This window comes from Chryseobacterium carnipullorum (assembly GCF_003815695.1).
Classification (GTDB): domain Bacteria; phylum Bacteroidota; class Bacteroidia; order Flavobacteriales; family Weeksellaceae; genus Chryseobacterium; species Chryseobacterium carnipullorum.
Window position 1 is genome coordinate 1,527,180 of the sequence record NZ_CP033920.1, and the last position, 23,278, is coordinate 1,550,457.

The following is a 23,278-nucleotide window of genomic DNA, read 5'->3' on the forward strand; positions in this document are numbered from 1 at the left end:
ACGTGGTGCAAAATTACATCTTTTTTGAATTAAATGTTTTTACAATTAAGTATTTATAAGTTAAATTTGCTGTATGAAAAAATATTCTTCAAAGAGAAGTATTCAGATACTTGCCCATCTCCTTCAGCAGTACGGAATTTCAGATGTCATCATTTCCCCGGGATCCAGAAATGCACCCCTGGCGATTCATTTTTCAGAAATTGATGCGTTCAACTGTTACAGTATTGTAGATGAGAGAAGTGCAGCTTTTGTGGGAATAGGAATGGCTAAGAGTGAAAAGAAACCTGTAGCGATCACTTGTACCAGCGGTTCTGCGGTGGCCAATTATTATCCTGCGGTGACAGAGGCTTTTTACCAGAATGTTCCGCTTTTGATCCTGACTGCCGACCGTCCTACAGATTTTGTAGATATTTTCGATGGGCAGACCATCAGGCAGAAGGATATTTTTCATCAGCATTCTTACGGTGATTTCCAGCTTGTGGAAGACAGCAAAGAAAATGCGGAAGACATTAATTTTGACATTATTAAAAAAGCGATCGAACTGTGTTTTGAAAAGCAGGGTCCTGTACATGTCAATATTCCATTAGAAGAGCCTTTATATAATTTGGTTTCCGAACTTCCTTCTTTTCCAACCGTTGAAAAAACAATCAGACATAAGGAATATGAGGTTCCTTCCAACTTAATTGCAGACTGGCATACTTCACAAAGGATTATGATTTTGGTGGGAACCAGAGATTACAGTCCTGAGTTGGAAAATCAGTTGACACAGCTTGTGAAAAACCATTCTGTTGTTGTATTAAGCGAGGCGAACTCCAATCTGTATCATGAAAAGTTCTTCAGACATATTGACCGTTATATCTTTAATTTCACAGAGGAGGATTATAAAACCTATGCACCGGATCTTCTTATCACAGTGGGTCAGAATGTAGTGTCTAAGAAGGTAAAACAGTTTTTGAGAAGTGCACGCCCGAAGCAACACTGGCATCTGGATGAAGTATGGCAGCCGGATACTTATTTCTCTCTCACGGAAAAAGTAGAGGTGAAGCCTGAAGTTTTCTTTTCTAAACTTTTAAAATTTATCAACCTTGAGCCGAGGCCTTACTTTAACCTTTGGGATGTTTTAAGGGATAAAAAGGATGCTAAGCACGAACTTTTCCTGAATAAAGTGGAATTTTCAGATTTTTATTTCTTTAATAAAGCTTCGCAGACAATTCCTCAAAACTATAATATCCATTTCAGCAATTCCTCAGCAATCCGGTATGCGCAGCTTTTTGATTTCGGAAAAAGAAAGATGTACTGTAACCGCGGAACGAGCGGTATAGACGGTTCTACTTCCACAGCGATGGGTTTTGCTATAAAAAATGCCAACCCTACACTGCTTATTACAGGAGATTTAGGATTTTTCTATGATATCAACGGGCTGTGGAATCAATATATTCCGCCGTTTGTACGAATCATCATTTTCAATAACGGGGAAGGAAATATTTTTAAGATTATTCCGGGACCCGGAAATGCCAATCCAAATACGTTAGATGAATTTATAGCCACAAAGCATCGCAAACACGCAGAGCATTTGGCTAAACATTTTGGTTTCTCCTATATCAAAGTGGAAGACGAGCCTACGCTGGACAGGGTATTAGAGAATTTCTTTAAGCCTGATCTGCAGCCGAAGATCCTGGAAGTGAATACACACGGGAAAAACAGCGCAGATGTTCAGAAGGCCTACTTTGAATTTATGAAGGGAAATTAATAATCCAGATACTCTTCATTTCCCGGAAGATTGTTAATCTTGTCGATAGGATAAATAAACATATCATCAAAGTCATTCATCGCATTAATCAGTTGGAAATGAGAAAACTGCTTAATGTTCTGAAGTGTGACTTCAGTTTCTTTTATTTTCTTGTGTTTCAGAAGATTCTGTCTCTGTACTCCATTCAGAAGATAGGTAGTCGGCGTAAACCAGTCCTTACCTTTCAGGAAAAGAATATTGGAGAAAGACGTATCTGTGATGTGATTGTTTTTGATGATAATGATTTCCTCAGCTTTGGATTTCATTTTCATCTTTTCCAGTTCCTTACGGTCCTCAAACTTGAATGAATAGTCGAAACTGTTGTTTTCAACCAGCTGGAAGCTTTGGATCTCCGGAATAGCGTAAGGAATCATCTGGGTTCGGATTCTTTTATCAAGATCATAAGAAAGTCTGAGCTTGAACAGACCGTCTTCGTCATGCTCAAGATTTTTGAAAATCTTACCCAGATCAATAGAACCCTCTTTTCCGAAGTGGGCAAACGTCTGGTTAACACGTTTTTGATGTAGTTCCAAAAGGAAAATATCCTGATCTTCTACTTTTATGCTTTCAATGAATTGGGACATAGATTTTATTTTTCATTTCCTGATATTCGTCTTCTAACTTGCTCATGTGTGTTATACCGCCGCCACTTTTGAAATAAAGCCGGTCTCCCTCTTTTTCAATAAAACGTATCATGACGCAGCTGTCAAGGTTCTCACCGTCAAACCAGCCGCATACTCCGGTATAATATCCTCTGTCATATCCTTCTGCTTCTAAGATTATTTCCAGCGTCTTAGGCTTTGGCGCCCCCAAAATTGATCCGGCAGGAAGCAGTTTTTTCATTAAGCTGCCTATCTTTCCTTCAAACTCAGGCTTTACTCTCCCTGAAATTTCAGAACTCATTGCGTACAGATCTTTTTGCTGTGTTTTGATGAGTTCTATATGCTGAAATTGGTCTACTATGACATCGTCTGCTACCATACTGAGATCGTTCCGCAGCAGATCTACCACGGTGTAATGTTCTGCCTTTTCTTTTCGGTCGTTTTTCAAAACTTCAGCCGCATTTTCCAATGAGGCATCGATAGTACCTTTCATCGGATAGGTTAAAATTTTGCCGTCAATAATCTTTACAAAAGTTTCAGGAGAAAAAAATACAAAAAAATCTTCACAAAACACTTTGTACTTTGCAATTGAGTGATAAAAAATTTCTTCCAGGCTTAAATTGGTCTGAACTTCCGTCTTTCTCGTATAATTGACCAGATAAGAATTTCCGAGACGGATATTTTTCTGAACTTTATCAAAGCCTTCTTTAAAGCTTTCCAAAGTTTCAGGAAATGCCTTCCATTCAATTTTTTTATTGAGATTATGTTTCTGAGTAACGGTTGAAAAGTTTTGAAAATCAATTAATAAGCCTGATTTTTTAATTTCACTTTCTCTATAAACCTTTACATTTTCCGAAAGGAAATCGATCATGAAGAAGTAGGGAACTTTCTGAAGGGAAAGTTCGTCCATTTCCAGAAATTTTTGATGATTCATTGAAAACATCCTGCAAAAATAATTAATGATGACTACTTTTGTGTAAAATTTTTTTAATGCAGACTAAATATCCTCAGAAACCGGGAATAGATTTTATATTGAAGCAGGCTTTTTTCTATTGGAATAAGACCCTTTTCTTTCAACTGGTATTTTCAATCTTTTATTTTGGAATCTTTTTTTCGGTGCTTTTCTTCTTAGACGGAAAATATGGAGTGCTGACCCAGTATTTAGAGACGGCTAAAAATATTAACCAGGGGATGAATGCTTCTGAGCAGATTTTAAAGATGCAGTCCAATCCCGGGATCATCTATTTTTCATGGGCTCTTATTGGGACTTTAGTGTTTCTTTTTCCACTGAATATCGGGTTTTATCATATTTACAGGAAGATTGACCTGAAAGAAAAACTGGAATTGGGAGATTTGCTTGTAGGTTATAATGGGCTTAATTTTTTCAAATACATAGGATATTACATTTTCTGGCTATTTGTTTATATCTATACATCTCAGACCATTATATTGGGTGTCGTGTGGGTTTTTATCACCATTTTTGTAGCTCCGCTGATGTTTTTCACAAACAAAAGGATTTTTGAAGCCATCTCCTTAAACTTTCAGGCCCTCAAAAGGTACTTTCTTGAAATACTGGTCTGTGTTATAGTGGCTGTATTCTTTAAATATGTTGGTTTTATGTTGTTCTTTGTAGGAGGCTTGTTTACATTTCCTTTTTGGAATGCCATGATTTACTCACTGTACAAAACTATTTTCTCGGAAAAAAGTTAAATTTTAAATAAGTTTAATATGTTTTTCTGCTAAAAAAAGTTAATTTTGAGGAAAATCATTAAATATTAAACTATGTCAGAATTTAACGAATTTGACCAACAGGGGTCTGTTCCCAACAAAGATACGGGATCTATTATTTCGCATTCTTTTGAAATGTATAAGGGAGTCTTCCTATACGGTATTGTAGCGATGGTCATCTACATGATAGCAGGTTTTGCAATCCAGTTGATTACAGGGTTCAATTCCGCTTCCATGATGGAGGAGATGAAAGATGCAGGAGGGGACTATTCTTCCTTTAGCTACTGGAATGTACCGGGGTTTTCGCTATACCTTTCATTATCAGGTCTTTTGGGGGTCTTGGTAGCTCCGTTATATGTAGGATTGATCTACATTGTTAATAAGTATAATACGAAAAAGCAGATTGATTTTGCTGATCTGTTCATCGGATACAAACAGAATTTTGTGAATATCCTGATCTACAGTATTATTTCAGGGATTATTTCCAGTGTGGCGATGACTTTATGTTTCTTCCCGTTCATTTTTGTTTATCCTTTCCTTTTATTGGGTTATCCTATCTTATTATTTGAAAATGCATCCGCTACTGAAGCATTAGGAAAGTCTTTCAATATTGCAAAAGAAAATTATGGAACGTTTCTTGGTGCAACGGTTGTAGGTGGACTGATTTCTATTGCCGGAGTTATTTTATGCGGTATCGGTATCATTGCAACAGCACCATTCATGATGATTGTAATGTATTCTGTGTATTGTGCATTTTTAGGAAAGCCAAGACAGATTGAATTTAAAAAATAAATAAGATAAATGATAAATAAGGATAAGCAGATAAGTAACGTTGCGATAAAACAGGTCGCTTTGCTGGCCATAATTCTGGTTTTGGCCGGATTGATCTGCTTTAACCTTGCCTTGTTTATCCCATCAGTTCTCGGTGCGATCACGATTTACGTGGTCTGCAGACGATATAATTTCTACTTACAGGAAGAGAAGAAATGGAAACCCTGGCTAGCGGCATTTGTACTGATGCTGGCAAGTCTTGTCATTCTTATTCTTCCCGTATATTTTATCGCCGATCTGCTGATAGAGAAACTTGGGAATGCCCAGGTTTATATGACTAAATTCAATGTATTTGTGGATAAAATACATTCATATATCTACTCAAAAACAAATTTTGATATTCTCAGCAAAGAGAATATGGATAAAGTAAAAAGCTCTGCCGGAAGGTTTTCCACTTCTGCAGTTAGCGGGACTTTCAACACCCTTACAGTCGTGATGTCCATGTACTTTATTCTTTATTTTATGCTGGCCAGTCCAAGGCTGTTTGAGAGGATTCTTAGTTCTTCCGCACCATTGAAGAGAGCAAACATCTCTTTGATCGGCGAAAAGCTTAGAAAACTGATTATGGCCAACGCTATCGGGATTCCGGTTGTAGCATTAGGGCAAGGAATTGTAGGGCTTATAGGGTACTTTATTTTTGGAGCACCAAGTCCGATTCTTCTTTTCGCTTTGACAGCTGCAGCTTCCATGATTCCCGTGGTTGGAGCTGCTATTATTTATGTTCCGGTCTGTGTCTTTATGATTGCAGAAGGAAATACAGGTCAGGGACTTGGTCTTGCTGCCTATTGTTTAGTAGTTGTAGGACTTACCGATAACCTGCTCCGTTTTACACTCTTAAAAAAGCTGGAAAACATCCATCCGCTGAATACCGTATTCGGAATTATCATGGGGATGAATTTATTTGGTTTTATGGGGCTTATTTTCGGACCTATTCTGATCTCTTTTACCTTACTTCTGGTTCAGGTATACAGAAATGAATTTTCTGATGAGGATACACCGCCTGAGCTTGAGTTGCCGAATAGAGATAATGATCAGGGAGACAGAGTAGATTTAATTGTATAAAAGTGGAAGGAGTAAATTCAGAAATATTAAAGGAAATATGCATCGTCAGGATGCCTTTTGGGAAATACCAGGGAACCATTCTTGCCGATCTTCCGGTAAGCTATCTGGAATGGTTTAACCGAAAAGGAATGCCTCCGGGGAAACTGGGGATGCAGCTTGCGACGGTTTACGAGATTAAGCTGAACGGCTTGATGGAACTGCTGATTCCAATCAGGGCTTCTTTAAGATAAAATAGATTTTTCCGTAAAAGTATAAATTTAGGGGCGGCATCGAAGATGCCGCCCCTAAATCATTATATATCAATCAATTATTCTTTCAGTGCTGCGATCTCATCTCTGAGTTTGGCTGCTTTTATAAAATCAAGATTTTTAGCTGCTGCTTCCATCTCTTTTTGTTTCTGCCCGATCATTTTTTCAATGTCTTCACCTCCATAGCTCGCTTTCGTTTCTGCTGCTTTCTGAAGGATCTCTTTTTGTGTATATTTCGGATCGGGGAAATCTTTGCTTCTTCCGACCAGATTTTCAGAGATCTTTTTATTTAAAGCCGTTGGAACCCTATTGTTCTCTTTGTTGTATTGAATCTGCTTTTCACGACGATAGTTTGTTTCATCTATCGTTGCCTGCATAGATTTAGTCATTTTATCAGCATACAAAATAGCTTTACCGTTAAGGTTTCTTGCCGCACGCCCAACCGTCTGAATCATTGATCTTCTGCTTCTCAGCATTCCTTCTTTATCAGCATCCAGAATGGCCACCAGAGAAACTTCAGGTAAGTCCAATCCTTCTCTCAATAAATTCACCCCAATTAAAACATCGAAAAGGCCAACACGTAAATCATGCATAATTTGAATACGTTCCAGTGTTTCCACGTCCGAGTGGATGTATCTTGTTCTGATTCCGAACTTTACAAAATATTTAGTAAGCTCTTCAGCCATTTTTTTGGTTAGGGTAGTCACTAGAACCCTCTCATCAGCGTCAGATCTTTTCTGGATTTCTTCCATCAAATCATCGATCTGGTTGAGACTTGGTCTTATCTCAATGACGGGATCCAACAGACCGGTCGGACGGATAATCTGTTCGATATAATCACCACCCGTTTTTTCCAGTTCATAATCAGCTGGTGTTGCGGAAACATAAATAACCTGATTTTGAATTGATTCATATTCTTCAAATTTCAATGGTCTGTTGTCCATCGCTGCAGGAAGCCGGAATCCATATTCTACCAAAGCTTCTTTTCTGCTTCTGTCGCCACCGTACATTGCATGCACCTGAGGTACTGTAACGTGGCTTTCGTCAATCACCATTAGATAATCCTTCGGGAAATAATCCAGTAAGCAGAAAGGTCTTGACCCAGGAAGTCTGCCATCTAAATATCTTGAATAGTTTTCAATCCCGGAACAGTATCCAAGCTCTTTGATCATTTCCAGATCAAGCTCAGTTCTTTCCTGTAGCCTTTTGGCTTCCAGTGGTTTTCCTATTTCACTGAAAAAGTCGACCTGCTTTACCATATCATCCTGAATGTTTTTAATGGCTCCGTTTAAGGTCTCTTTTGAAGTCACAAAAAGGTTAGCAGGATAAATCTGGATCTGGTCAAAATTAGCCGTAACATTTCCTGAAACGGGATCAAAACTTTGAATTTTTTCGATCTCATCTCCAAAAAACTGTATTCTTACTGCATTGTCGGCATACGCAGGAAAGACATCGATAACATCTCCCTTTACACGGAATGTTCCTCTCTGGAAGTCTGCCAGTGTTCTGGAATAAAGCGCATTAACCAGAGAGTGGAGGAGCGCGGTTCTTGTTACCTTTTCTCCGGTAGCAATTGATATTAACGATTTATGAAACTCAGCAGGGTTTCCCACACCATAAATACAGGATACGGAGGCAACGATTAAAACGTCCCGTCTTCCGGAAAGTAAACTGGCGATAGCAGAAAGACGTAGCTTTTCAACTTCTTCATTAATGCTCAGGTCCTTCTCAATATAGGTTCCGGTTGTCGCAATGTAGGCTTCCGGCTGATAATAGTCGTAGTAACTTACAAAATATTCTACCGCATTGTCAGGAAAAAATTCTTTAAATTCCATGAAAAGCTGTGCTGCCAATGTTTTATTATGAGCCATGACAATCGTTGGCCTTTGTACATTTTGTACAACATTGGCTACAGTAAAGGTTTTCCCGGATCCGGTAACCCCCAGCAAAGTTTGATATTTCTCACCAATTTCTATTCCTTTGGTAAGTTTTTCAATAGCTTGTGGTTGATCACCTGTAGGTTTATATTCTGATTGAAGATTAAAGTTCATTTGAAATGATGTATACAACAAAAATACGAAAGAAATTTTTAGCCTTCATAAAGTATTTAAAGATGAATGTTTTAATAGTAAATTTTTCGTCAGTCAATCCTGAATACAAAATAAAAAAAACGCTACTGGAGTAGCGCTTTTTCTCTTCATTTTACTTGAAACTCATTGTCGCAGGCATCTTGTAAATGCTGGCGATAGCTTTTCCGTTTTTTGTCGCTGGTTTCCATGCGACTCCACTATTTACAGCAGTGACGGTTTTAATCATCTCTTTATTGAATCCTTCATTATCACCGGAAGCAGTTACATTAACTACCTTTCCCGTTTCATCAATGTGTATAAATGCTGTTGATTTTACGAGCCTCTCTTTTCCGTCAAAGATACTGGTATCAAGCATTGATCCAACTTTTGATCGAAGTGATTTTGCTCCTTCCGGAAATTCTGCCTCAACAAAATTCTGGTCTTTTTGTGCATCATTTGTGTTAATACCTTCATTGCTGGCTGTTTTTCCTGGAGAAACAGTATCCGAAACAGCTTGTACCATTTCTTTTTTGATTTCCGCTGTGGTTGGTGGTTTCTCTTCCACTGATTTTTCGAAATAATAAGGAGAAGTTAAATGGCTCTGATTCGCCTGCACATTTCCGGCTGTAATGGTGCGCTCAGAGGCATCCTTAATTAATGGTTTCTCTTTTTCTGTGCTGTTGGCTTTTTGCGTATCTTCTGTAAGTCCGGGACTCACTGCGTATGTTCTTTCAGCGAATAAAGCTGTAGCGGCAATCATTGCGGTGATTCCGGCTGCTTTTTTCAATACAATGAACTTGGATTTTTTTGCTGTCATCATAATAAATCGTTTTTTGGTGTTGTTAAAATTAAATGAATGGGTGAGTGGCAGGTTCTGATGGTGAATAATCTCTTTAAGGATTAAATTCTGGTACTCTTTAATATTGTATCTGTTATTTAAAACAGCTTCGTCAGCAAGAAATTCATGATTGGTGAGTATAGCCTTCTTATAGAAAAAAAGAACAGGATTGAACCAGGTGAATATCTTAAAAATATCCAGAAAAATGAGATCAAGACTGTGTTTCTGATCAATATGTCCTTTCTCATGAAGGAAAATTCTTGTGTCGATTCCATCATCCTTTACATAGGTTTTGCCTAAATAAATGGTGTTCCAAAAGCTGAAAGGAGGAATGTTTTCTTTTATTACCAAAATCCTGTGATTCTGATAAATCCGCTTTTCACCCTGCATTTTTTTAATCGCTCTGAAAGAAAGAATACTTTTGATCAGTAAGAATACGGTGATGGCTCCATAGACAAGCCATACGATACTGACCCAATTGAAACTTTCCTGTTCATGCTGAGCGAATGTGATTTGCTGTACTGTCTCTTCAAATAGGATCTGAGATTTCTGCTCATGTTCTGGAAGCTTTACGGTGATCGAAATAAAAGGAATCACGTAGGAGAGGATGAGTGAACAGAGTAAATAGAACCTGTTGAAACGATACATTTTCTCCCTTTCCAGAAACAGATAATAGACCGCGATGAAAATGGAAGAACACAGAATTATTTTCAGAATAATGATCAACATTTTATTCTTTTATTTGCTGGTCGATAATATCACGGAGTTCTTTCAGCTGCTTTTGACTGAATTGGGCATTCGAAGTAAAAAAAGAGGCAAACTGAGTCACCGAGCTGTTGAAAAAACGGTCAATCATAGAGGTCATTTCCTCGTTGAAATATTCCCTTTTTTCTACTTTTGGATAGTATTCACGGGAATTTCCATACTGTGTATAGCCTACCAGATCTTTATTCTGCATCCTTTTCAACAGAGTAGCAATGGTAGTCGCTGCGGGTTTCGGTTCCGGATAAGAATCCAGAATGTCCTTCATGAAAATGCGTTTCTTTTCCCAAAGGATTTCCATCAGATTTTTTTCTGAACCGGTTAATTTAATTTCTTTCATTCTACAATGTTGTAATTTGTTCTACAAATGTAGAATAAAAATTAATACCAGCAAATTTTTATGGCATTATTTTTCTATCTATCTTTTTACCACTAAATCAAATCATTATGAAATTCAACCCCATTTACGTACCGGCACTCAGTATTTTTGTTCTTTTGTCTTCGTGCAGTAAGAACAATGCCAATGCTCAGCAGACAGGAAAAGATGGCAGTGTAGAAACCGAAAAGCCCAATACAGACTATCAACCTGCTTTTAAAGGTCAGACAAGAATTAAAGCTGTTAAAACAGCCACTGCCTATAAGGTGGAAGTTCTGAATAAAGACCTTGGAAGACCCTGGGGGATGATTAATCTTCCGGACGGCAAATTTCTTATTACCGATAAAAAAGGTCATATGAACGTAGTTTCTCAAGATGGCCAACAGGTTTCTAAAATTGAAGGATTTCCAAAAGTAGACTCTAAAGGACAGGGAGGAATGCTTGATGTAGCGCTTGATCCGGATTTTAAAACCAATAATATCATTTATTTCAGTTTTTCAGAACCTTTTGGAAAAGGAAATCTGACTTCCGTTGCGAAGGGTAAACTTTCTGCAGATCTTAAAAATATTTCAGAAGTAAAAGTTATTTTCCGTGCAGAGCCTTCTTATGACGGTGACAAGCATTACGGAAGCAGGCTGGCGTTTGATAAAGATGGATATTTGTTTGTGAGTACCGGAGAAAGATCAGATAAAGAAACCCGGGTGTATGCTCAGAAAACGTATAATTATTTGGGTAAAATTTTAAAAATCACTAAAGACGGCAAGCCCGCTCCGGGAAATCCATTCATTGGAAAACAGGGATATAAACCTGAAATATATGCCTATGGGGTAAGAAATCCACAGGGAATGGCAATAGATCCAAACGGCTCACTCTGGGATGTTGAAATGGGACCAAGAGGTGGAGATGAAATAAATCTTATACAACCTGGAAAAAATTACGGCTGGGGAGATGTGACTTATGGAATTGAGTACATGGGATCAAAAGTAGGAAACGGAATTACCCAAAAAGAAGGTACGGAGCAACCGGTTTATTATTGGGATCCTGTGATCTCTCCAAGCGGAGTCACTTTTTATACCGGAAATATCGAAGAATGGAAAGGAAACCTTATCATCGGATGTTTGAGTGGAGAGCATATTAACAGAATTGTGATAAAAGATAATAAAGTAGTGGGCGAAGAACGTCTGCTTGCTGATCAGAAAGAACGCTTCAGGGATGTTCTGGATGGGATGGACGGTCATCTGTATGCAGTCACCGACAGCGGAAAACTTTATAAGATTTCTAAAAAATAATAAAAAGAGGCTGTGATTAGAATAAATTCATTTCTGTTACAGCCTCTTTTGTGTATTCTAAAACTTAAAATTAAGTCTTGCGAAAGCCTGTCTTCCTGCAAAACCCATCTGTACAGGATCGAAGATTCCTCCGGATTCTGTATTGCCGTCTACAGCGGCGGTCTGAAGAGTAGGGTAGCGGTTGAATAAGTTTTTGCTTCCGATCGTAAGATTAAAATTTTTCGAGAACTCATACCCGAAAGAAATGTCAGTGGTTACTTTTGCGCCATAAAGCTGATAATCATCTGCACCGTTGTAACCTATCAGTTTCACTTTGTCAAATCGTACCAGCTGAACATTGGCATTAAACTTACTGATCTTATAATTTAAATTCAGATTAATCTTTGTTTTAGGAGCAGAAGCCAGGATAAATGCTCTTTCTCTCGGGCTTAAATAAGTATCTTCTTTTCCTTGTAGTTTTTCTGAAGTATTGACCTTGGTGATCTCCATTTCATTGTAATTTCCGGCCAGAGTTGCAGAAAGTTTTCCAGAACCAATATTTTCAGTGTAATTTAAAATAATGTCAACACCCTTTGTTCTGGTGTCTATCGCATTCGTGAAAAACTGAGCCTGGTCAATACGATTATCAATTAAAATCTGCCCGATAGCATCATCATCCTGTGAGAAATTACCGGTTAGTACAATTCTGTCTTTTACTTTGATATAATATCCGTCAATTGTTGCGGTGAATTTTCCGGTATTAAAAGTGAATCCGGCACTACCGTTTAATGAGGTCTCCTGTTTTAATTGTGGAATTCCAACAGTTTTTGCAAGATCACTATCATTGGAGGCAAGCTGAATGGTCACCAGATTTCCTCCCTGGAAATTGGTAAACTGAAGGCTGTAATATTTTTGAGCCAGAGAAGGCGCTCGGAATCCTGTAGAAACCGATCCTCTGAACGCAAATTGAGGCGTAAAGGCATATCGTGTAGCGAATTTACCATTCAAAGTACTTCCGAAATCATTGTAGTTTTCAAACCTTCCCGCTGCACTGATCATCCATTTTTTGGTAATATCCAGTTCAGTGTCTAGATAAGCCGCAAAATTATTTCTGTTTTTATTAACCTCCTGTGAATAGCCGGGAAAGCCTTGCGAGCCGCCAGGACGTACATCTCCGGAAAGAGGATTGGTAACCAGTAGGTTTCCGGGCGTGTTGGAAGTAACAATGTTTCCATTGATATCATACATTGCATACGATGCTTCTTCCCCTTTAATGATTTCAAACTGTTCATACCTGAATTCAGATCCGAAAGCAACATTTAATCCTTCCAGTACCTTAAACTGTTGGGAAGCGTTAAAGCCTGTTGTATTCTGTAAAAGAGAGTGTCCGCCGGCATTAAAGCTTGTGGGTGATTTTATTCCTAACGTAGCATTGATCGTTTTGTCTATCTGATAAGTAAACCTGTTGCTCCCGAATGCATTATAAAAATCAACATCCCAGTTTGCAACTTTAAACTTGAGTCCATTGTCAAAAGTGAAATCTGTGATCGTTGTATTTTCTATAGGATTAAACCCATTGGGATAGACTTCAGGAATATTTCCGTCGGCATCGGCGGATCTTGTCCACGCATAAGCATTCGTTTTACGGTAGGAAAATCCTTGACGTGAATAAAAGTTCAGTCCATCAGATAAAGGCACTTCTACATTTCCAAAAAAGTACATATTCTGGGATTTTGCATCTCCAAACTTTTCCCTTGGAGACGAATAACCCTTTTCCGGATTGGCATTTCTAATGGTACGATCTTTATTGATAAATTCAACCGTAAAGTTACCGAAACCTCCTTTGTTGCCTATTTTAGTCCCCAGATTTCCGTTGAAGTTAAAGGTGGTTCCATCTATTTTGTGATCTGATACTACATCTTTGTCTCCGGGGCTTTTAAAAAGATTCATACCATAAAAAGCATTGCCTTCAAAACCATGGTTACGGTCATTAAGAATAACGTTAATGACCCCAGCGATCGCATCAGAGCCATATTGTGCAGAAGCTCCATCACGAAGGACTTCAATCCTTTTGATCGCTCCGATGGGAATGGTATTCATATCTGATCCCGTATTTCCTCTTCCTTTGGTTCCGAAAAGGTTGATCAGTGATGACTGATGGTATCTTTTTCCGTTCAACAAAAGAAGCGTCTGGTCTGGCCCGAGACCACGGAGGGTTGCCGGATCTACAGAGTCCGCCCCATCTGATCCTGACTGTTTATTAGAATTAAAAGAGGGGGCCGCAAACTGTAAAAGCTGATTGACCTCTATCTGCCCGGTGGACTGACTGACCTGTTTGATATCAATAACATCTACAGGGACAGGCGTATTGGTCACCGTTCTTTTTTTATTCCGGCTTCCGGTGATCGATACTTCCTCTATTTTTGATTCCTTGGAAATGGTATCATTGGTATTTTGTGAATAAAACATCGTTACAGTCCCTAAAAAAAGAACGCTGGTGTATATTATTTTCATATTTCATATTGGATTTCGTGATTGTTTCAAAAATATTGAATTTTATCTTCAAATCAATGTGAAATATCGCTATTGTGTATGAATTTTTTAAATAGAGGGTGTTTTTCGTTAATTTCAGTAAAATATTAAGTATATAATTATAATTTATGAATTTTTTTAACCTTAAAAACTTTTGATGATCCGGTTAAGGCCTTCCTCCAGAATTTCCCTTGAAGTGGAGAAGCAAATTCTGATATGGCCCTCAGCTCCTTTTCCAAACCATCGTTCAGAACCCGGAACAACAGCTACTTTCCCATGCTGAAGTACGTGCAGGGTAAATTCATCACTGGTCATATTGTTTTTGATCTTTGGAAATAACACAAAAGTGGCTTCAGGTAAGTTCGGGCTTAAAATCTCTGACCCGCTCAGAATATCATAAGCAAGGTTCCTGTTATTCTGTAAATGGCTTAGAAATTCTCTATACCATGGTTTAGCGCGCTCCAAGGCAACACTGCCGGCAATTTGTGAAAGCGTAGAAACCCCTTCTATCGTAGAATTGAAATTTGATTTTTCTACAAAGTCATCAAATATATCCTGATCATTACACAAAACAGCCCCAATCCGGAGTCCTGCGATTCCAAATGATTTTGAAAAACCATAAACCGTGAAGCTTTTTTTCCTTGCTTCCTCTGAAACAGATGAATAGGTATGGAAGTCTTTATGGTCATAGATGATGTCACTCCATATTTCATCACTCATCACCCAAAGGTCATGAGCAGAAGCAATTTCAGAGACTTTTTTCAGAACTTCTTTGGAGTATACTTTTCCAAGTGGATTATGAGGATTGCATATACTGATGAGTTTGGTTTTCGGATTGATCAGTTCTGTCATTTTTTCAAAATCAATATCTCCGGTTGTGTGATTTACGGGGCATAATTTGACAGTTCCTCCGGCAGCTTCTACAGATCTTTTAAACAGAAAATCTACGGGATCTAAAATAATGGCTTCGTCTCCGTGCTTTAAAACAAAGGATGCAATCAGGAACATTCCCTGCGCAGCGCTGTTCACAGCAAGAACGTTGTCAGGTGTAAAACAGCCATGTTTATCAGTATTAAAATGTTCTGCAACATTTTTTTTAAACTCAGGAAGCCCTGAAAAAGGCCCATAGCTTAAATAGCCGTCTTTGATGTATTCTATGATTCCCTGCTCTATTTCCGGGGCGGTTCTAAAATCCGGATCTGCAGCGGTCAGAGGAATAATTCCCTCTTCTATGGTTGCCCATCTGCCGTTATAGGCTTTTCTTTTTAAGGCTTCAAAATTGATATCGTTATTACTGAACATTGGCTTTATTTATAGGATATGGGTAAAATATTTTCGGTCTGTTGGTGAAGAGGTTTCAGAAACTCATTCAGCAGGGTTCTTCCGTTTCTGATGTGAATTTCTATTTCCGGTTTCCTTTCGGCTTCATATTTCCTGAAGGCATCGACCCTGTTTTCTTCTGTTATCAGACATTGAGTCAGAGTAAAAGAATCCTTTAGTGCTGAGGTTACGCCCTGGCTGGTGAAGGGGATGAGCGGATGGGCAGCATCACCTATGAAAACAATATTATCGTTGAAAAAAGGGTTAAGTTTCTCCAGTTCATAGACCCGCCACAAATGGACATTTTCATAATTTGATCCTTTTACGATAGAAGATACCATAGGATCCCAATCGTTAAAAATTTCAAACATATAGCTTTTCAGGTTTTCAACGGTAGATGCTTCACTGATTTTGTATTTTTCATGATCAAACTGAGCGTACCATAAGACGGTGTCTTCGGAAAGCTTCAGGATCCCGAAAGTAAGTCCGCCATCTTCGTGATGGTATTTCATGAAGTTGTCCTCTAAGCACGCAGCGATCTCCTTACATTTGATGATGTTCACAATTTCATATTCCTGCACCGTTCTCATGACCTCGTCCTGGAAGGTTTCTCTTCTGATGCGGCTTTTAGAACCATCAGAAACAATGGCAAGATCAGAATCTAAATACGTTCCGTCATGCTTTTTTAATTTCCCTTTCTGAAGGGTACAGGGGATCACCGTTTCTTCATATGTGATCTTTTCAGCAGGAATATTTCGGGCCAGAATATCAATAAGAGAGCTTCTGGAAATGACAAAGACATCATGGAGTTCTTTTTCTGCAAGTATCTTTCCCTGATGTGAATACCTGATGTATTTCTTTAAAAAATTACCCTGTTTATAAAGCAAGGACTGATCAACGATCTGTGACAGATATTCTATCCCTTCTTTCGGAAGCAGAAAGCCGTGACCTGTAAGATCATCTTTTTTCCTTCTTTCATAAATGTGGTAATCTAATTGATGTTTTTCTAAGTAACTCGCTATGCTTAAGCCGGAGATGCCGGCGCCCACGACAGCAATTTTGTTCATTTCGGAATGATGGATTTTTTCAGTTAGTGTTTACGTTTACGTCCTGTAAACTGTTTTTTTTTGATAAGTGCAAATGTAAATTAAAAACGATCATCATTTGAATAAAGTAAATGATTTTAATTTAGAATAATTTATACATAACATAAAAAATACATGAGTTCATATATTTTGATCAGAAGTTTCGCGTGTTTTTTTTTGCTGAAATGTAAATAAAAAACCGGGAGCTGAATCCCGGTTTTATTGTTAAGCTTCTTCAAGCTGTACTGTAAAGTGTCTTAGTAAATCTGGTTCCCAAGTGATTTTATATCCTTTGGAAATCTCTTCACGTCTTTCATATACGTTTTTGATTCCTGCAGCGATGTAGTCCATGTGGTTGTTGGTATACGTTCTTCTAGGAATCGCAAGACGTACCAATTCCAGCTTTGGATAACGGTTTTGTCTGGTTTCAGGGTCTCTGTCGGCTAATAGTGTACCGATCTCTACGGTTCTGATTCCTGCTTCCTTGTAAATCTCAAGTCCTAAAGTCTGCGCAGGATATTCTGCACGGGATACGTTGGGAAGAAAATTTAGGGAATCAATAAAAACAGCATGTCCTCCGATAGGCTTTTGAACAGGAATTCCGTATTCAATCAGTTTGTTTCCAAGATATTCCACCTGAGAAATTCTGCTTTCAAGGTAAGCGAATTCTGTTGCTTCATCCAGACCAACGGCCAAAGCAGCCATATCTCTTCCGGCCATTCCTCCATAGGTAATAAAACCTTCATAAATGATCGTAAAGTTGGATGCTTTTCTAAAGATTTCTTCACTGTTTAACGCAATGAATCCTCCAATATTAACAAGACCGTCTTTCTTGGAACTCATTGTCATTCCGTCTCCGTATGAGAAGATTTCCTTACAGATTTCTTTGATGCTTCTGTTTTCCTGGCCTTTTTCTCTTTTTTTAATGAAATAAGCATTTTCTGCGAATCGCGCTGAGTCAAAGAAAACAGGAATCCCATATCGGTTGGAAAGCTCTCTTACAGCTTTCATGTTCTCCAGAGAAACAGGCTGTCCTCCCGAAGAGTTACAAGTGATCGTAATCAAACAGAAAGGGATGTTTTCTTTAGGATGGCTTTTGTAAATCTCTTCCAGTTTTTCCAGATTGATGTTTCCTTTAAACGGATGTAGATCATTAATGTCAAAAGCTTCATCGATGGTACAGTCTACTGCATGTGCCTTTCTGAACTCGATGTGACCTTTAGTCGTGTCAAAATGAGAGTTTCCAGGAACAACATTGCCTTCTTTTACCAGAACTGAGAAAAGAACGTTTTCAGCAGCTCTTCCCTGGTGAGTTGGTAGTAAATATTTAAAACCGGTGATTTTTTCAACGGCATTCTGAAGCTGTTCAAAAGATCGTGACCCGGCATAGCTTTCATCTCCGGTCATCAATGCGCCCCATTGTCTGTCGGACATCGCTCCTGTCCCGGAATCGGTAAGAAGATCGATGAAAACCTGGGATGACTTTAGGTTAAAAAGATTATAATTGGCATCTTTAAGCCATTGCTCTCTTTCTTCTCTGGTAGACTGGCGGATTTCCTCCACCATTTTGATACGGAATGGTTCCGCGTACGGTAATTTCATGCGTTAAAATATTTTTTAGATTGTTTGTAAAGAAAATTTGTTTGAAAAAAATTTCAAATTCATCAATGTATATTTAAAAGGGAGCAGAAGAGATTACTCCGGAGCTTTAAATATATTGTCGTCAGAATGGAACCCGGCTACACCGCCGCTTACGGCAAACTTCATGGCAGAAGCCGCAGTCATTCCCACAACAGGTTTGATGTTTTTTTCTTCAGTAACAATTACCCATCCTGAAATTGCGTAAGAGTGGGGCAGATATACCGCAACGTAATTGTGCTTGTCAACGTCCGACATTTCTTTTTGGGTCAGAAAGCCGATTCTCCAGATTTCGGGATTTTCGTTCGTCTTTACCCAGACCGGATCGTTGAATTTCTTTTTGTCTCCTACAAATGAAGACATGACGTCTTTTGTAGGCGTATAGATGTGTTTCACCCCGGGAGTTTTCTCCAGCAGGCTATCCATGGTGTCAAAAAAGAACCGTCCGACTACGAATTTATTTCCAAGATAGCCCAGGATTGCAGTCATCAGTATGGTTGAAATGAAAACCAGACCCGGGACTTCCCTTGCGACAGATGGAATAAGGTTGTCAATAGCACTGACAATATACCATATCACAAAAATGGTCAGCCCGATCGGGCCAATAATAACCAGTCCCTGAAAGAAATTTTTCAGAAAAAAATTAGCAATATTTTCGAAAGTCGGTTTTTTCAACGTGGATTTTTTACTTTTTTTATTTTAACCGTGAATGGTTTCTTTGTTTCCGTAAGATTTGATGATACTGGCTTCGTATTCCAGCCATTCTTCCCAGCGTTGGTTTACCTTTTCGAGATCACCCAGCTGTCTTGCAAAACCAATGAAAGTCGTGTAATGATTGGCTTCTGAGATCATTAATTCTTTGTAAAAAGCTTTAAGCTCTTCATCTTTGATGTTTTCTGTAAGAACTTTAAATCTTTCACAGCTTCTTGCTTCAATCATGGCAGCGAAAAGTAATTTATCAACAATTAAATCTTCTCTTCGTCCCTGAACAACAAATTTAGCCAGTTCATTGACGTAATCATCTTTTCTCGCCTTTCCGAAAACATATCCTCTTTTCTTGATAATTTCGTGAACCTGGCTGAAATGGTCGAGCTCTTCCTGCGCAATGGCAATAAGTTCCGTTACAATTTCTGGGTATTCTGGGAGCATATTGATTAAACTGATGGCATTGGTTGTGGCTTTCTGCTCACACCACGCATGATCCGTTAAAATTTCTCCTATGTTTCCTTCTGCAATATTTGCCCACCTTGGATCGGTAGGAAGTTTCAACTTAAACATGTTTTGAATTTTTTGTAAAATTAAAATAAATTGCGATACTAAAGTTTTTTTATTTCAAATAGAGAGCTAAAGTGTTAAGAAGCAGTTTTTCTCCTTAAAAATTCCAGAACTTTCCACCCGAGATCGTCTACCTTTTTTAATCCTGCTGCAATAATGAAGGCAAGGATTATATTAATGATATAAATGAGGATCATCAGCATCCACCAGGGCATATTTTCTTTTAAAGCAACAACTATAAAATAGACGAGCGAGGAACTTATTCCCTGAGCGAAGTAAAAGAAAATGGCATTCTTTCCGATGTGGGTAACAAAATTTTCTTTTGTAATTTTTAATCTGTTATAAAGCACCAGTAAGGTAGTGAGGGAGAATAATGACCAGATAATATAAGGAATCTTTGGCGGGAATTTATTTTTATTGATTTTATAAAAGATCTCACTTCCATAATACCAGAACATCCAGATCAGGGCCGCCGCAATTGCTGCGTAAACGACAGGAATAGCTTTGGCCGGAATTTTTTTTCCGCGCATTCTGTTGGCAATTAAAAAGATGGCCAGGTAGAAAGCCACATAACCGACTTGACCTGTAGGATAGATTTCCGGGAAAATATTGAATACTAAGGTTAAAACAAGACAAAGTCCTATGAACCAGTTGACATGTCTAGGAAAAAATCTTAAAATTAATACTCCAAAAACAGCTAAAATAAAATAAACTTTGAGGTACCAGAAGCTGCCCATAACCACTGGGAAAGTGTCTGCATTCGTATATTGGTGAAGGTACCAGTTTCCAAGATTCTGCCATTGCGGGATATCGGAAACACCGGTTGTGGCATATTTTGATCCAAACGTTGAATAAAAGCTCTGAAGCCATTCCATAGAAAAGAATGTTAATCCAAATACTTTGAAAAAGTAATCTAAAAAGAAAAGGAAGGTGACAAAGATCATATAGGTGATCTGAAGTTTTAATAACCTGTACAATGTTTTTTCTACGTTCGATCCGGAAGTAATTCCACTGAGCGCGTAAAAAAGCGCAACATCAAATACCAGAGAAAATACTCTGATTTCTGCAGGAATATAAAACTGTCCCGACCAGAAAGCGGTATGGATGAATATAATGGAAAGTGTGGCCATTCCCTTGGCAAAATCAATGTAGAGGTCTCTGTTCATTGTTGTACGATATGGTTCAAAAGTAAATAAACTTTAGGATATTTATCGATAAAAATAAAAAGAGACAGGACATTGCTGCCTGCCTCCTTTGTTAAATATGCTAAAAATGAATGTTTATTGAAGTTGTTTAAATTCTTCTGCAGAAATTTCTCCCGTCTGAATTTTTCTAAGTTCATCCATGTATTGGCTCATATAAGCATCGATCTCCGGGTTTGCGGAGTTTTTGCCCATTTTATAAGTTCCGTTTAATACACCCTGATAATAATAGAAGAAATTATAGTCGAAATTCGCGGCATTAAGATCGTACTGTCCGAGAAGAAATCCTAAACGTACGGCGGATCTTCTTTGTGGAGGAGTTCCGTGATGGTTGGCGCTGTTCGTTTGATAATCTCCGATGCTTTGTGCAAATTCATAGGCAGCGGCAATTTCTGTAAAGTTGGTTTTGTTGTATCCGTTCGGTCTTCTTAAATAATATCCTGCAAAACCATCTGCTTCCAGTTCGTTGGGTCTTGCGGTGGATTCATTAACAGTAGGCAGTCCAAAAATGTATTGTAACTGATGACCATATTCATGAGCAAGGATCATGGCATTGACAATATCTCCGCCTTTGCTTTTTGCATCATAATAAATAGCGTAGCCATAGTAAATCTTTCCTGTGGAATAAGAAATGGCATTGTACGTAGAATTAAAGTTGGAAGGGTCATTCACAAATCGAAGGGTAGGATTGCTTCTTCCCCATAAACTTGCAATTTTAGTCATCTGAGAATTCATAAAGTTGGTGTCCGTAGAATTCTGAAGAGTAGTGTACAGTAAAGAAGATGAGCTCCAGTTCTGGTCTACATAAGAGCAGCTTTTTTGAAGATCTCCCGGCTGTTCGATCTTTGCGCTTGCAGATTGAGATTCAGGAAGAACAGATTCTTCCATTTTGTCGTCACGGCAGGCTGACAATGAGAAAGCAGCCATGGCTCCTGCTAATAAGCAGAATTTGAAGTTTCTTTTCATATAAAATATTTTTGGTGATAACGAAGGTATAAAATTATCTCTTAATTATGAGTGCTTTAATGTGAGAAATTATTCAAAACATAGTGAATTTATATTTTTGTGTTATTTTTGATGAAAAAAATAAACCTAATTGTAAATATTAATAGGAATTTATGCAGGTAATTTTCTTTTATGCCTTGATATAACTAAGAAAAAGGGATGAATAGACCATTGAGTATTGATTTTAAACTGTTGGTAATAAGAAATTATTTCTTTTCAAAATAGGTTTACGATTGAATATTTTACAACGGGGAATTCTTTAAATGACCCTAAATTGTTTTTCTAAAAAAATACAGATCTGATTGCAAGCTATTTAGAAAATTATTCATATATTTGCACCTCGAAATAACTAAAAATTTATAAACAATGTTTGCAATTGTAGAAATAGCAGGGCTTCAATATAAAGTTGAGCAAGACCAGAAGTTGTTTGTAAACCGTTTGAAAGGAGAAAAAGGAGACAAGGTTTCTTTTGATAAAATTCTTCTTACTGTAAACGGTTCAATCACTGTTGGCGCCCCAGCTGTAAGCGGTATCACTGTAGATGCAGAGATCCTAGACCATGTAAAAGCTGATAAAGTAATCGTTTTCAAAAAGAAAAGAAGAAAAGGTTACCAAGTAAAGAATGGTCACAGACAATCTTTAACTCAGATTCGAATCACTGGTATTACCGGTTTTGAAGCTGGAGCAAAGAAAGTGACTAAAAAAGAAACAGCAAAAACTGAAATTCTTTCTGACAACGCAACTGTTAACTTTGGTGAAGATCATGAACTGAACTATCACCTGAAGAAAAACAACTTGTCTCAGTCTAAAGAGAACAGAGAAACTTTAATTACTTTAGGTAAAGCAGTTAAAGTGGAATTAGAAAAAACTATTCTTACTCACGAAGAAGTAGATGCTGCTATCGTTAAGAATATTGATCAATTTAAAGCACTTAACAAATAATCCAGTAATAAAATGGCACACAAGAAAGGAGTCGGTAGTTCCAAGAACGGTAGAGAGTCTCACTCTAAGAGATTAGGTGTGAAGATTTTCGGTGGACAAGAAGCTATTGCCGGAAATATTATTATCAGACAAAGAGGTACACAACATCACCCGGGTGAAAACGTGGGAATGGGTAAAGACCACACTTTGTTTGCATTAGTAGACGGTAAAGTAGTTTTCAGAAAGAAAGCAAACAACAGATCTTTCGTATCTGTAGAAGCAAACGCATAATTTTTTAAGCGTTTTATAAAAATTGAAACCTCGGCATTTGCTGAGGTTTTTTTTATGTCTATATCTGTTAAAAGCAAAATGTTTTCGCCAATATTCCAATTTTGGTGAAATATTTATATATTTGTTAACCATCAAATAACAAATCATATGCGGATGCCGAAAAGCGTAGAGAGTAGGCGAACAAATCAAAGCTAATTATTATGAAAAATCTCAGAAAATTATCTAAGAACAAACTTAGAACTATTGCCGGTGGAGCTGTATTGTGTCCACCTCCTGCAACTACCTGCGGTGAATGGTGTTCATGGACATCACAGCAGAGGCTTAGATGTATTAATATGGTTATGGACCCGGATCCTTGCCCATGTTAATGTAAATAAAGTTATTGAAAGGCCTCAGCGTATGCTGAGGTTTTTTTATTTTCAAGGATAAATAATTC

General features: G+C 38.0%; 22 protein-coding genes. 9 read left to right on the top strand and 13 right to left on the bottom strand.

Annotation, left to right across the window (positions count from 1 at the left end; genetic code table 11):
• The first annotated feature begins 73 nt into the window (after positions 1 to 73).
• Positions 74 to 1,750, top strand: a complete 1,677-nt coding sequence (gene menD / locus EG346_RS07040) for a 2-succinyl-5-enolpyruvyl-6-hydroxy-3-cyclohexene-1-carboxylic-acid synthase (RefSeq protein ID WP_123877694.1) — start codon at positions 74 to 76, stop codon at positions 1,748 to 1,750.
• Here menD and EG346_RS07045 read toward each other — a convergent pair.
• Both EG346_RS07045 and EG346_RS07050 read right to left on the bottom strand, forming a co-directional pair.
• Entirely contained in the window at positions 1,747 to 2,373 is a 627-nt protein-coding gene (locus EG346_RS07045) for an aminotransferase class IV (protein ID WP_123877696.1), read from the bottom strand. The genes menD and EG346_RS07045 overlap by 4 nt on opposite strands.
• Complete coding sequence (locus tag EG346_RS07050; protein WP_073328751.1) at positions 2,357 to 3,334, bottom strand: aminodeoxychorismate synthase component I; 978 nt, start codon at positions 3,332 to 3,334, stop codon at positions 2,357 to 2,359. Before EG346_RS07050 ends, EG346_RS07045 begins: the two co-directional genes overlap by 17 nt.
• 47 nt (positions 3,335 to 3,381) lie before the next feature.
• Here EG346_RS07050 and EG346_RS07055 point away from each other — a divergent pair, with 47 nt between their 5' ends.
• The 4 genes from EG346_RS07055 (at position 3,382) to EG346_RS07070 (ending at position 6,242) form a co-directional block, all read left to right on the top strand.
• Positions 3,382 to 4,101, top strand: a complete 720-nt coding sequence (locus tag EG346_RS07055) for a hypothetical protein (RefSeq protein WP_073328753.1) — start codon at positions 3,382 to 3,384, stop codon at positions 4,099 to 4,101.
• A gap of 72 nt (positions 4,102 to 4,173) precedes the next feature.
• Positions 4,174 to 4,911 carry a beta-carotene 15,15'-monooxygenase gene (locus tag EG346_RS07060; RefSeq protein WP_123877698.1) on the top strand — a complete coding sequence of 246 codons (738 nt, stop codon included), beginning with the start codon at positions 4,174 to 4,176 and terminating at the stop codon, positions 4,909 to 4,911.
• A 9-nt stretch (positions 4,912 to 4,920) separates the two neighbouring features.
• Positions 4,921 to 6,012, top strand: a complete 1,092-nt coding sequence (locus EG346_RS07065; RefSeq protein WP_073328758.1) for an AI-2E family transporter — start codon at positions 4,921 to 4,923, stop codon at positions 6,010 to 6,012.
• A gap of 2 nt (positions 6,013 to 6,014) precedes the next feature.
• Entirely contained in the window at positions 6,015 to 6,242 is a 228-nt protein-coding gene (locus EG346_RS07070; protein ID WP_073328760.1) for a DUF3820 family protein, read from the top strand.
• 77 nt (positions 6,243 to 6,319) lie between these two features.
• Here the strand turns inward: EG346_RS07070 and uvrB are convergent, their stop codons facing one another.
• From uvrB to EG346_RS07085, 3 genes are all read right to left on the bottom strand, one after another.
• Complete coding sequence (gene uvrB / locus EG346_RS07075; RefSeq protein ID WP_123877700.1) at positions 6,320 to 8,311, bottom strand: excinuclease ABC subunit UvrB; 1,992 nt, start codon at positions 8,309 to 8,311, stop codon at positions 6,320 to 6,322.
• Positions 8,312 to 8,462: 151 nt separating this feature from the next.
• Complete coding sequence (locus tag EG346_RS07080) at positions 8,463 to 9,896, bottom strand: M56 family metallopeptidase (protein ID WP_123877702.1); 1,434 nt, start codon at positions 9,894 to 9,896, stop codon at positions 8,463 to 8,465.
• A gap of 1 nt (position 9,897) precedes the next feature.
• Positions 9,898 to 10,269 (bottom strand): BlaI/MecI/CopY family transcriptional regulator, encoded by a 372-nt coding sequence (locus EG346_RS07085; protein ID WP_073328767.1) that lies wholly within the window; start codon positions 10,267 to 10,269, stop codon positions 9,898 to 9,900.
• A 107-nt stretch (positions 10,270 to 10,376) separates the two neighbouring features.
• Here EG346_RS07085 and EG346_RS07090 point away from each other — a divergent pair, with 107 nt between their 5' ends.
• Positions 10,377 to 11,594 (top strand): PQQ-dependent sugar dehydrogenase, encoded by a 1,218-nt coding sequence (locus EG346_RS07090; protein ID WP_123877705.1) that lies wholly within the window; start codon positions 10,377 to 10,379, stop codon positions 11,592 to 11,594.
• A gap of 57 nt (positions 11,595 to 11,651) precedes the next feature.
• On the opposite strand, the gene EG346_RS07095 is transcribed toward EG346_RS07090, so the two are convergent.
• The 8 genes from EG346_RS07095 to EG346_RS07130 form a co-directional block, all read right to left on the bottom strand.
• Positions 11,652 to 14,087 (bottom strand): TonB-dependent receptor plug domain-containing protein, encoded by a 2,436-nt coding sequence (locus tag EG346_RS07095; protein WP_123877707.1) that lies wholly within the window; start codon positions 14,085 to 14,087, stop codon positions 11,652 to 11,654.
• Between the two features lie 162 nt (positions 14,088 to 14,249).
• On the bottom strand, positions 14,250 to 15,407 hold the full coding sequence (locus tag EG346_RS07100; protein ID WP_123877709.1) for a pyridoxal phosphate-dependent aminotransferase: 1,158 nt from the start codon (positions 15,405 to 15,407) through the stop codon (positions 14,250 to 14,252).
• A gap of 5 nt (positions 15,408 to 15,412) precedes the next feature.
• Entirely contained in the window at positions 15,413 to 16,492 is a 1,080-nt protein-coding gene (locus tag EG346_RS07105) for an FAD-dependent monooxygenase (protein ID WP_123877711.1), read from the bottom strand.
• Between the two features lie 243 nt (positions 16,493 to 16,735).
• Entirely contained in the window at positions 16,736 to 18,112 is a 1,377-nt protein-coding gene (locus EG346_RS07110; RefSeq protein ID WP_123877713.1) for a tryptophanase TnaA, read from the bottom strand.
• Positions 18,113 to 18,205: 93 nt separating this feature from the next.
• Positions 18,206 to 18,823, bottom strand: a complete 618-nt coding sequence (locus EG346_RS07115; protein ID WP_073328781.1) for a DUF502 domain-containing protein — start codon at positions 18,821 to 18,823, stop codon at positions 18,206 to 18,208.
• A 24-nt stretch (positions 18,824 to 18,847) separates the two neighbouring features.
• Positions 18,848 to 19,426: a MiaE family protein gene (gene miaE, locus EG346_RS07120; RefSeq protein ID WP_073328783.1), complete on the bottom strand. Its 579-nt coding sequence runs from the start codon at positions 19,424 to 19,426 to the stop codon at positions 18,848 to 18,850.
• Between the two features lie 74 nt (positions 19,427 to 19,500).
• Entirely contained in the window at positions 19,501 to 20,589 is a 1,089-nt protein-coding gene (locus tag EG346_RS07125; RefSeq protein ID WP_123877715.1) for an acyltransferase family protein, read from the bottom strand.
• 114 nt (positions 20,590 to 20,703) lie between these two features.
• Positions 20,704 to 21,591, bottom strand: coding sequence for a neutral zinc metallopeptidase (locus tag EG346_RS07130; protein ID WP_073328787.1), 888 nt, complete (start codon positions 21,589 to 21,591; stop codon positions 20,704 to 20,706).
• A 405-nt stretch (positions 21,592 to 21,996) separates the two neighbouring features.
• Between EG346_RS07130 and rplU the strand changes: the two genes are divergently transcribed.
• From rplU to EG346_RS25520, 3 genes are all read left to right on the top strand, one after another.
• Positions 21,997 to 22,572, top strand: coding sequence for a 50S ribosomal protein L21 (gene rplU / locus EG346_RS07135; protein ID WP_073328790.1), 576 nt, complete (start codon positions 21,997 to 21,999; stop codon positions 22,570 to 22,572).
• 12 nt (positions 22,573 to 22,584) lie between these two features.
• Positions 22,585 to 22,842, top strand: coding sequence for a 50S ribosomal protein L27 (gene rpmA / locus EG346_RS07140; RefSeq protein ID WP_034726841.1), 258 nt, complete (start codon positions 22,585 to 22,587; stop codon positions 22,840 to 22,842).
• Positions 22,843 to 23,042: 200 nt separating this feature from the next.
• Positions 23,043 to 23,210: a bacteriocin-like protein gene (locus EG346_RS25520; protein ID WP_407919917.1), complete on the top strand. Its 168-nt coding sequence runs from the start codon at positions 23,043 to 23,045 to the stop codon at positions 23,208 to 23,210.
• The last annotated feature ends 68 nt before the right edge of the window (positions 23,211 to 23,278 follow it).

What these genes read in the sequence shown, in the direction of transcription:
- rplU (WP_073328790.1), top strand. Translation starts at nt 21,997, where the DNA reads ATGTTTGCAATTGTAGAAATAGCAGGGCTTCAATATAAAGTTGAGCAA.
- EG346_RS25520 (WP_407919917.1), top strand. Translation starts at nt 23,043, where the DNA reads ATGAAAAATCTCAGAAAATTATCTAAGAACAAACTTAGAACTATTGCC.
- EG346_RS07055 (WP_073328753.1), top strand. Translation starts at nt 3,382, where the DNA reads ATGCAGACTAAATATCCTCAGAAACCGGGAATAGATTTTATATTGAAG.
- EG346_RS07090 (WP_123877705.1), top strand. Translation starts at nt 10,377, where the DNA reads ATGAAATTCAACCCCATTTACGTACCGGCACTCAGTATTTTTGTTCTT.
- EG346_RS07045 (WP_123877696.1), bottom strand. Translation starts at nt 2,373, where the DNA reads ATGTCCCAATTCATTGAAAGCATAAAAGTAGAAGATCAGGATATTTTC.
- uvrB (WP_123877700.1), bottom strand. Translation starts at nt 8,311, where the DNA reads ATGAACTTTAATCTTCAATCAGAATATAAACCTACAGGTGATCAACCA.
- EG346_RS07130 (WP_073328787.1), bottom strand. Translation starts at nt 21,591, where the DNA reads ATGAAAAGAAACTTCAAATTCTGCTTATTAGCAGGAGCCATGGCTGCT.
- EG346_RS07060 (WP_123877698.1), top strand. Translation starts at nt 4,174, where the DNA reads ATGTCAGAATTTAACGAATTTGACCAACAGGGGTCTGTTCCCAACAAA.
- miaE (WP_073328783.1), bottom strand. Translation starts at nt 19,426, where the DNA reads ATGTTTAAGTTGAAACTTCCTACCGATCCAAGGTGGGCAAATATTGCA.
- EG346_RS07105 (WP_123877711.1), bottom strand. Translation starts at nt 16,492, where the DNA reads ATGAACAAAATTGCTGTCGTGGGCGCCGGCATCTCCGGCTTAAGCATA.
- rpmA (WP_034726841.1), top strand. Translation starts at nt 22,585, where the DNA reads ATGGCACACAAGAAAGGAGTCGGTAGTTCCAAGAACGGTAGAGAGTCT.
- EG346_RS07085 (WP_073328767.1), bottom strand. Translation starts at nt 10,269, where the DNA reads ATGAAAGAAATTAAATTAACCGGTTCAGAAAAAAATCTGATGGAAATC.
- EG346_RS07125 (WP_123877715.1), bottom strand. Translation starts at nt 20,589, where the DNA reads ATGAACAGAGACCTCTACATTGATTTTGCCAAGGGAATGGCCACACTT.
- EG346_RS07100 (WP_123877709.1), bottom strand. Translation starts at nt 15,407, where the DNA reads ATGTTCAGTAATAACGATATCAATTTTGAAGCCTTAAAAAGAAAAGCC.
- EG346_RS07050 (WP_073328751.1), bottom strand. Translation starts at nt 3,334, where the DNA reads ATGTTTTCAATGAATCATCAAAAATTTCTGGAAATGGACGAACTTTCC.
- EG346_RS07110 (WP_123877713.1), bottom strand. Translation starts at nt 18,112, where the DNA reads ATGAAATTACCGTACGCGGAACCATTCCGTATCAAAATGGTGGAGGAA.
- EG346_RS07065 (WP_073328758.1), top strand. Translation starts at nt 4,921, where the DNA reads ATGATAAATAAGGATAAGCAGATAAGTAACGTTGCGATAAAACAGGTC.
- EG346_RS07080 (WP_123877702.1), bottom strand. Translation starts at nt 9,896, where the DNA reads ATGTTGATCATTATTCTGAAAATAATTCTGTGTTCTTCCATTTTCATC.
- menD (WP_123877694.1), top strand. Translation starts at nt 74, where the DNA reads ATGAAAAAATATTCTTCAAAGAGAAGTATTCAGATACTTGCCCATCTC.
- EG346_RS07095 (WP_123877707.1), bottom strand. Translation starts at nt 14,087, where the DNA reads ATGAAAATAATATACACCAGCGTTCTTTTTTTAGGGACTGTAACGATG.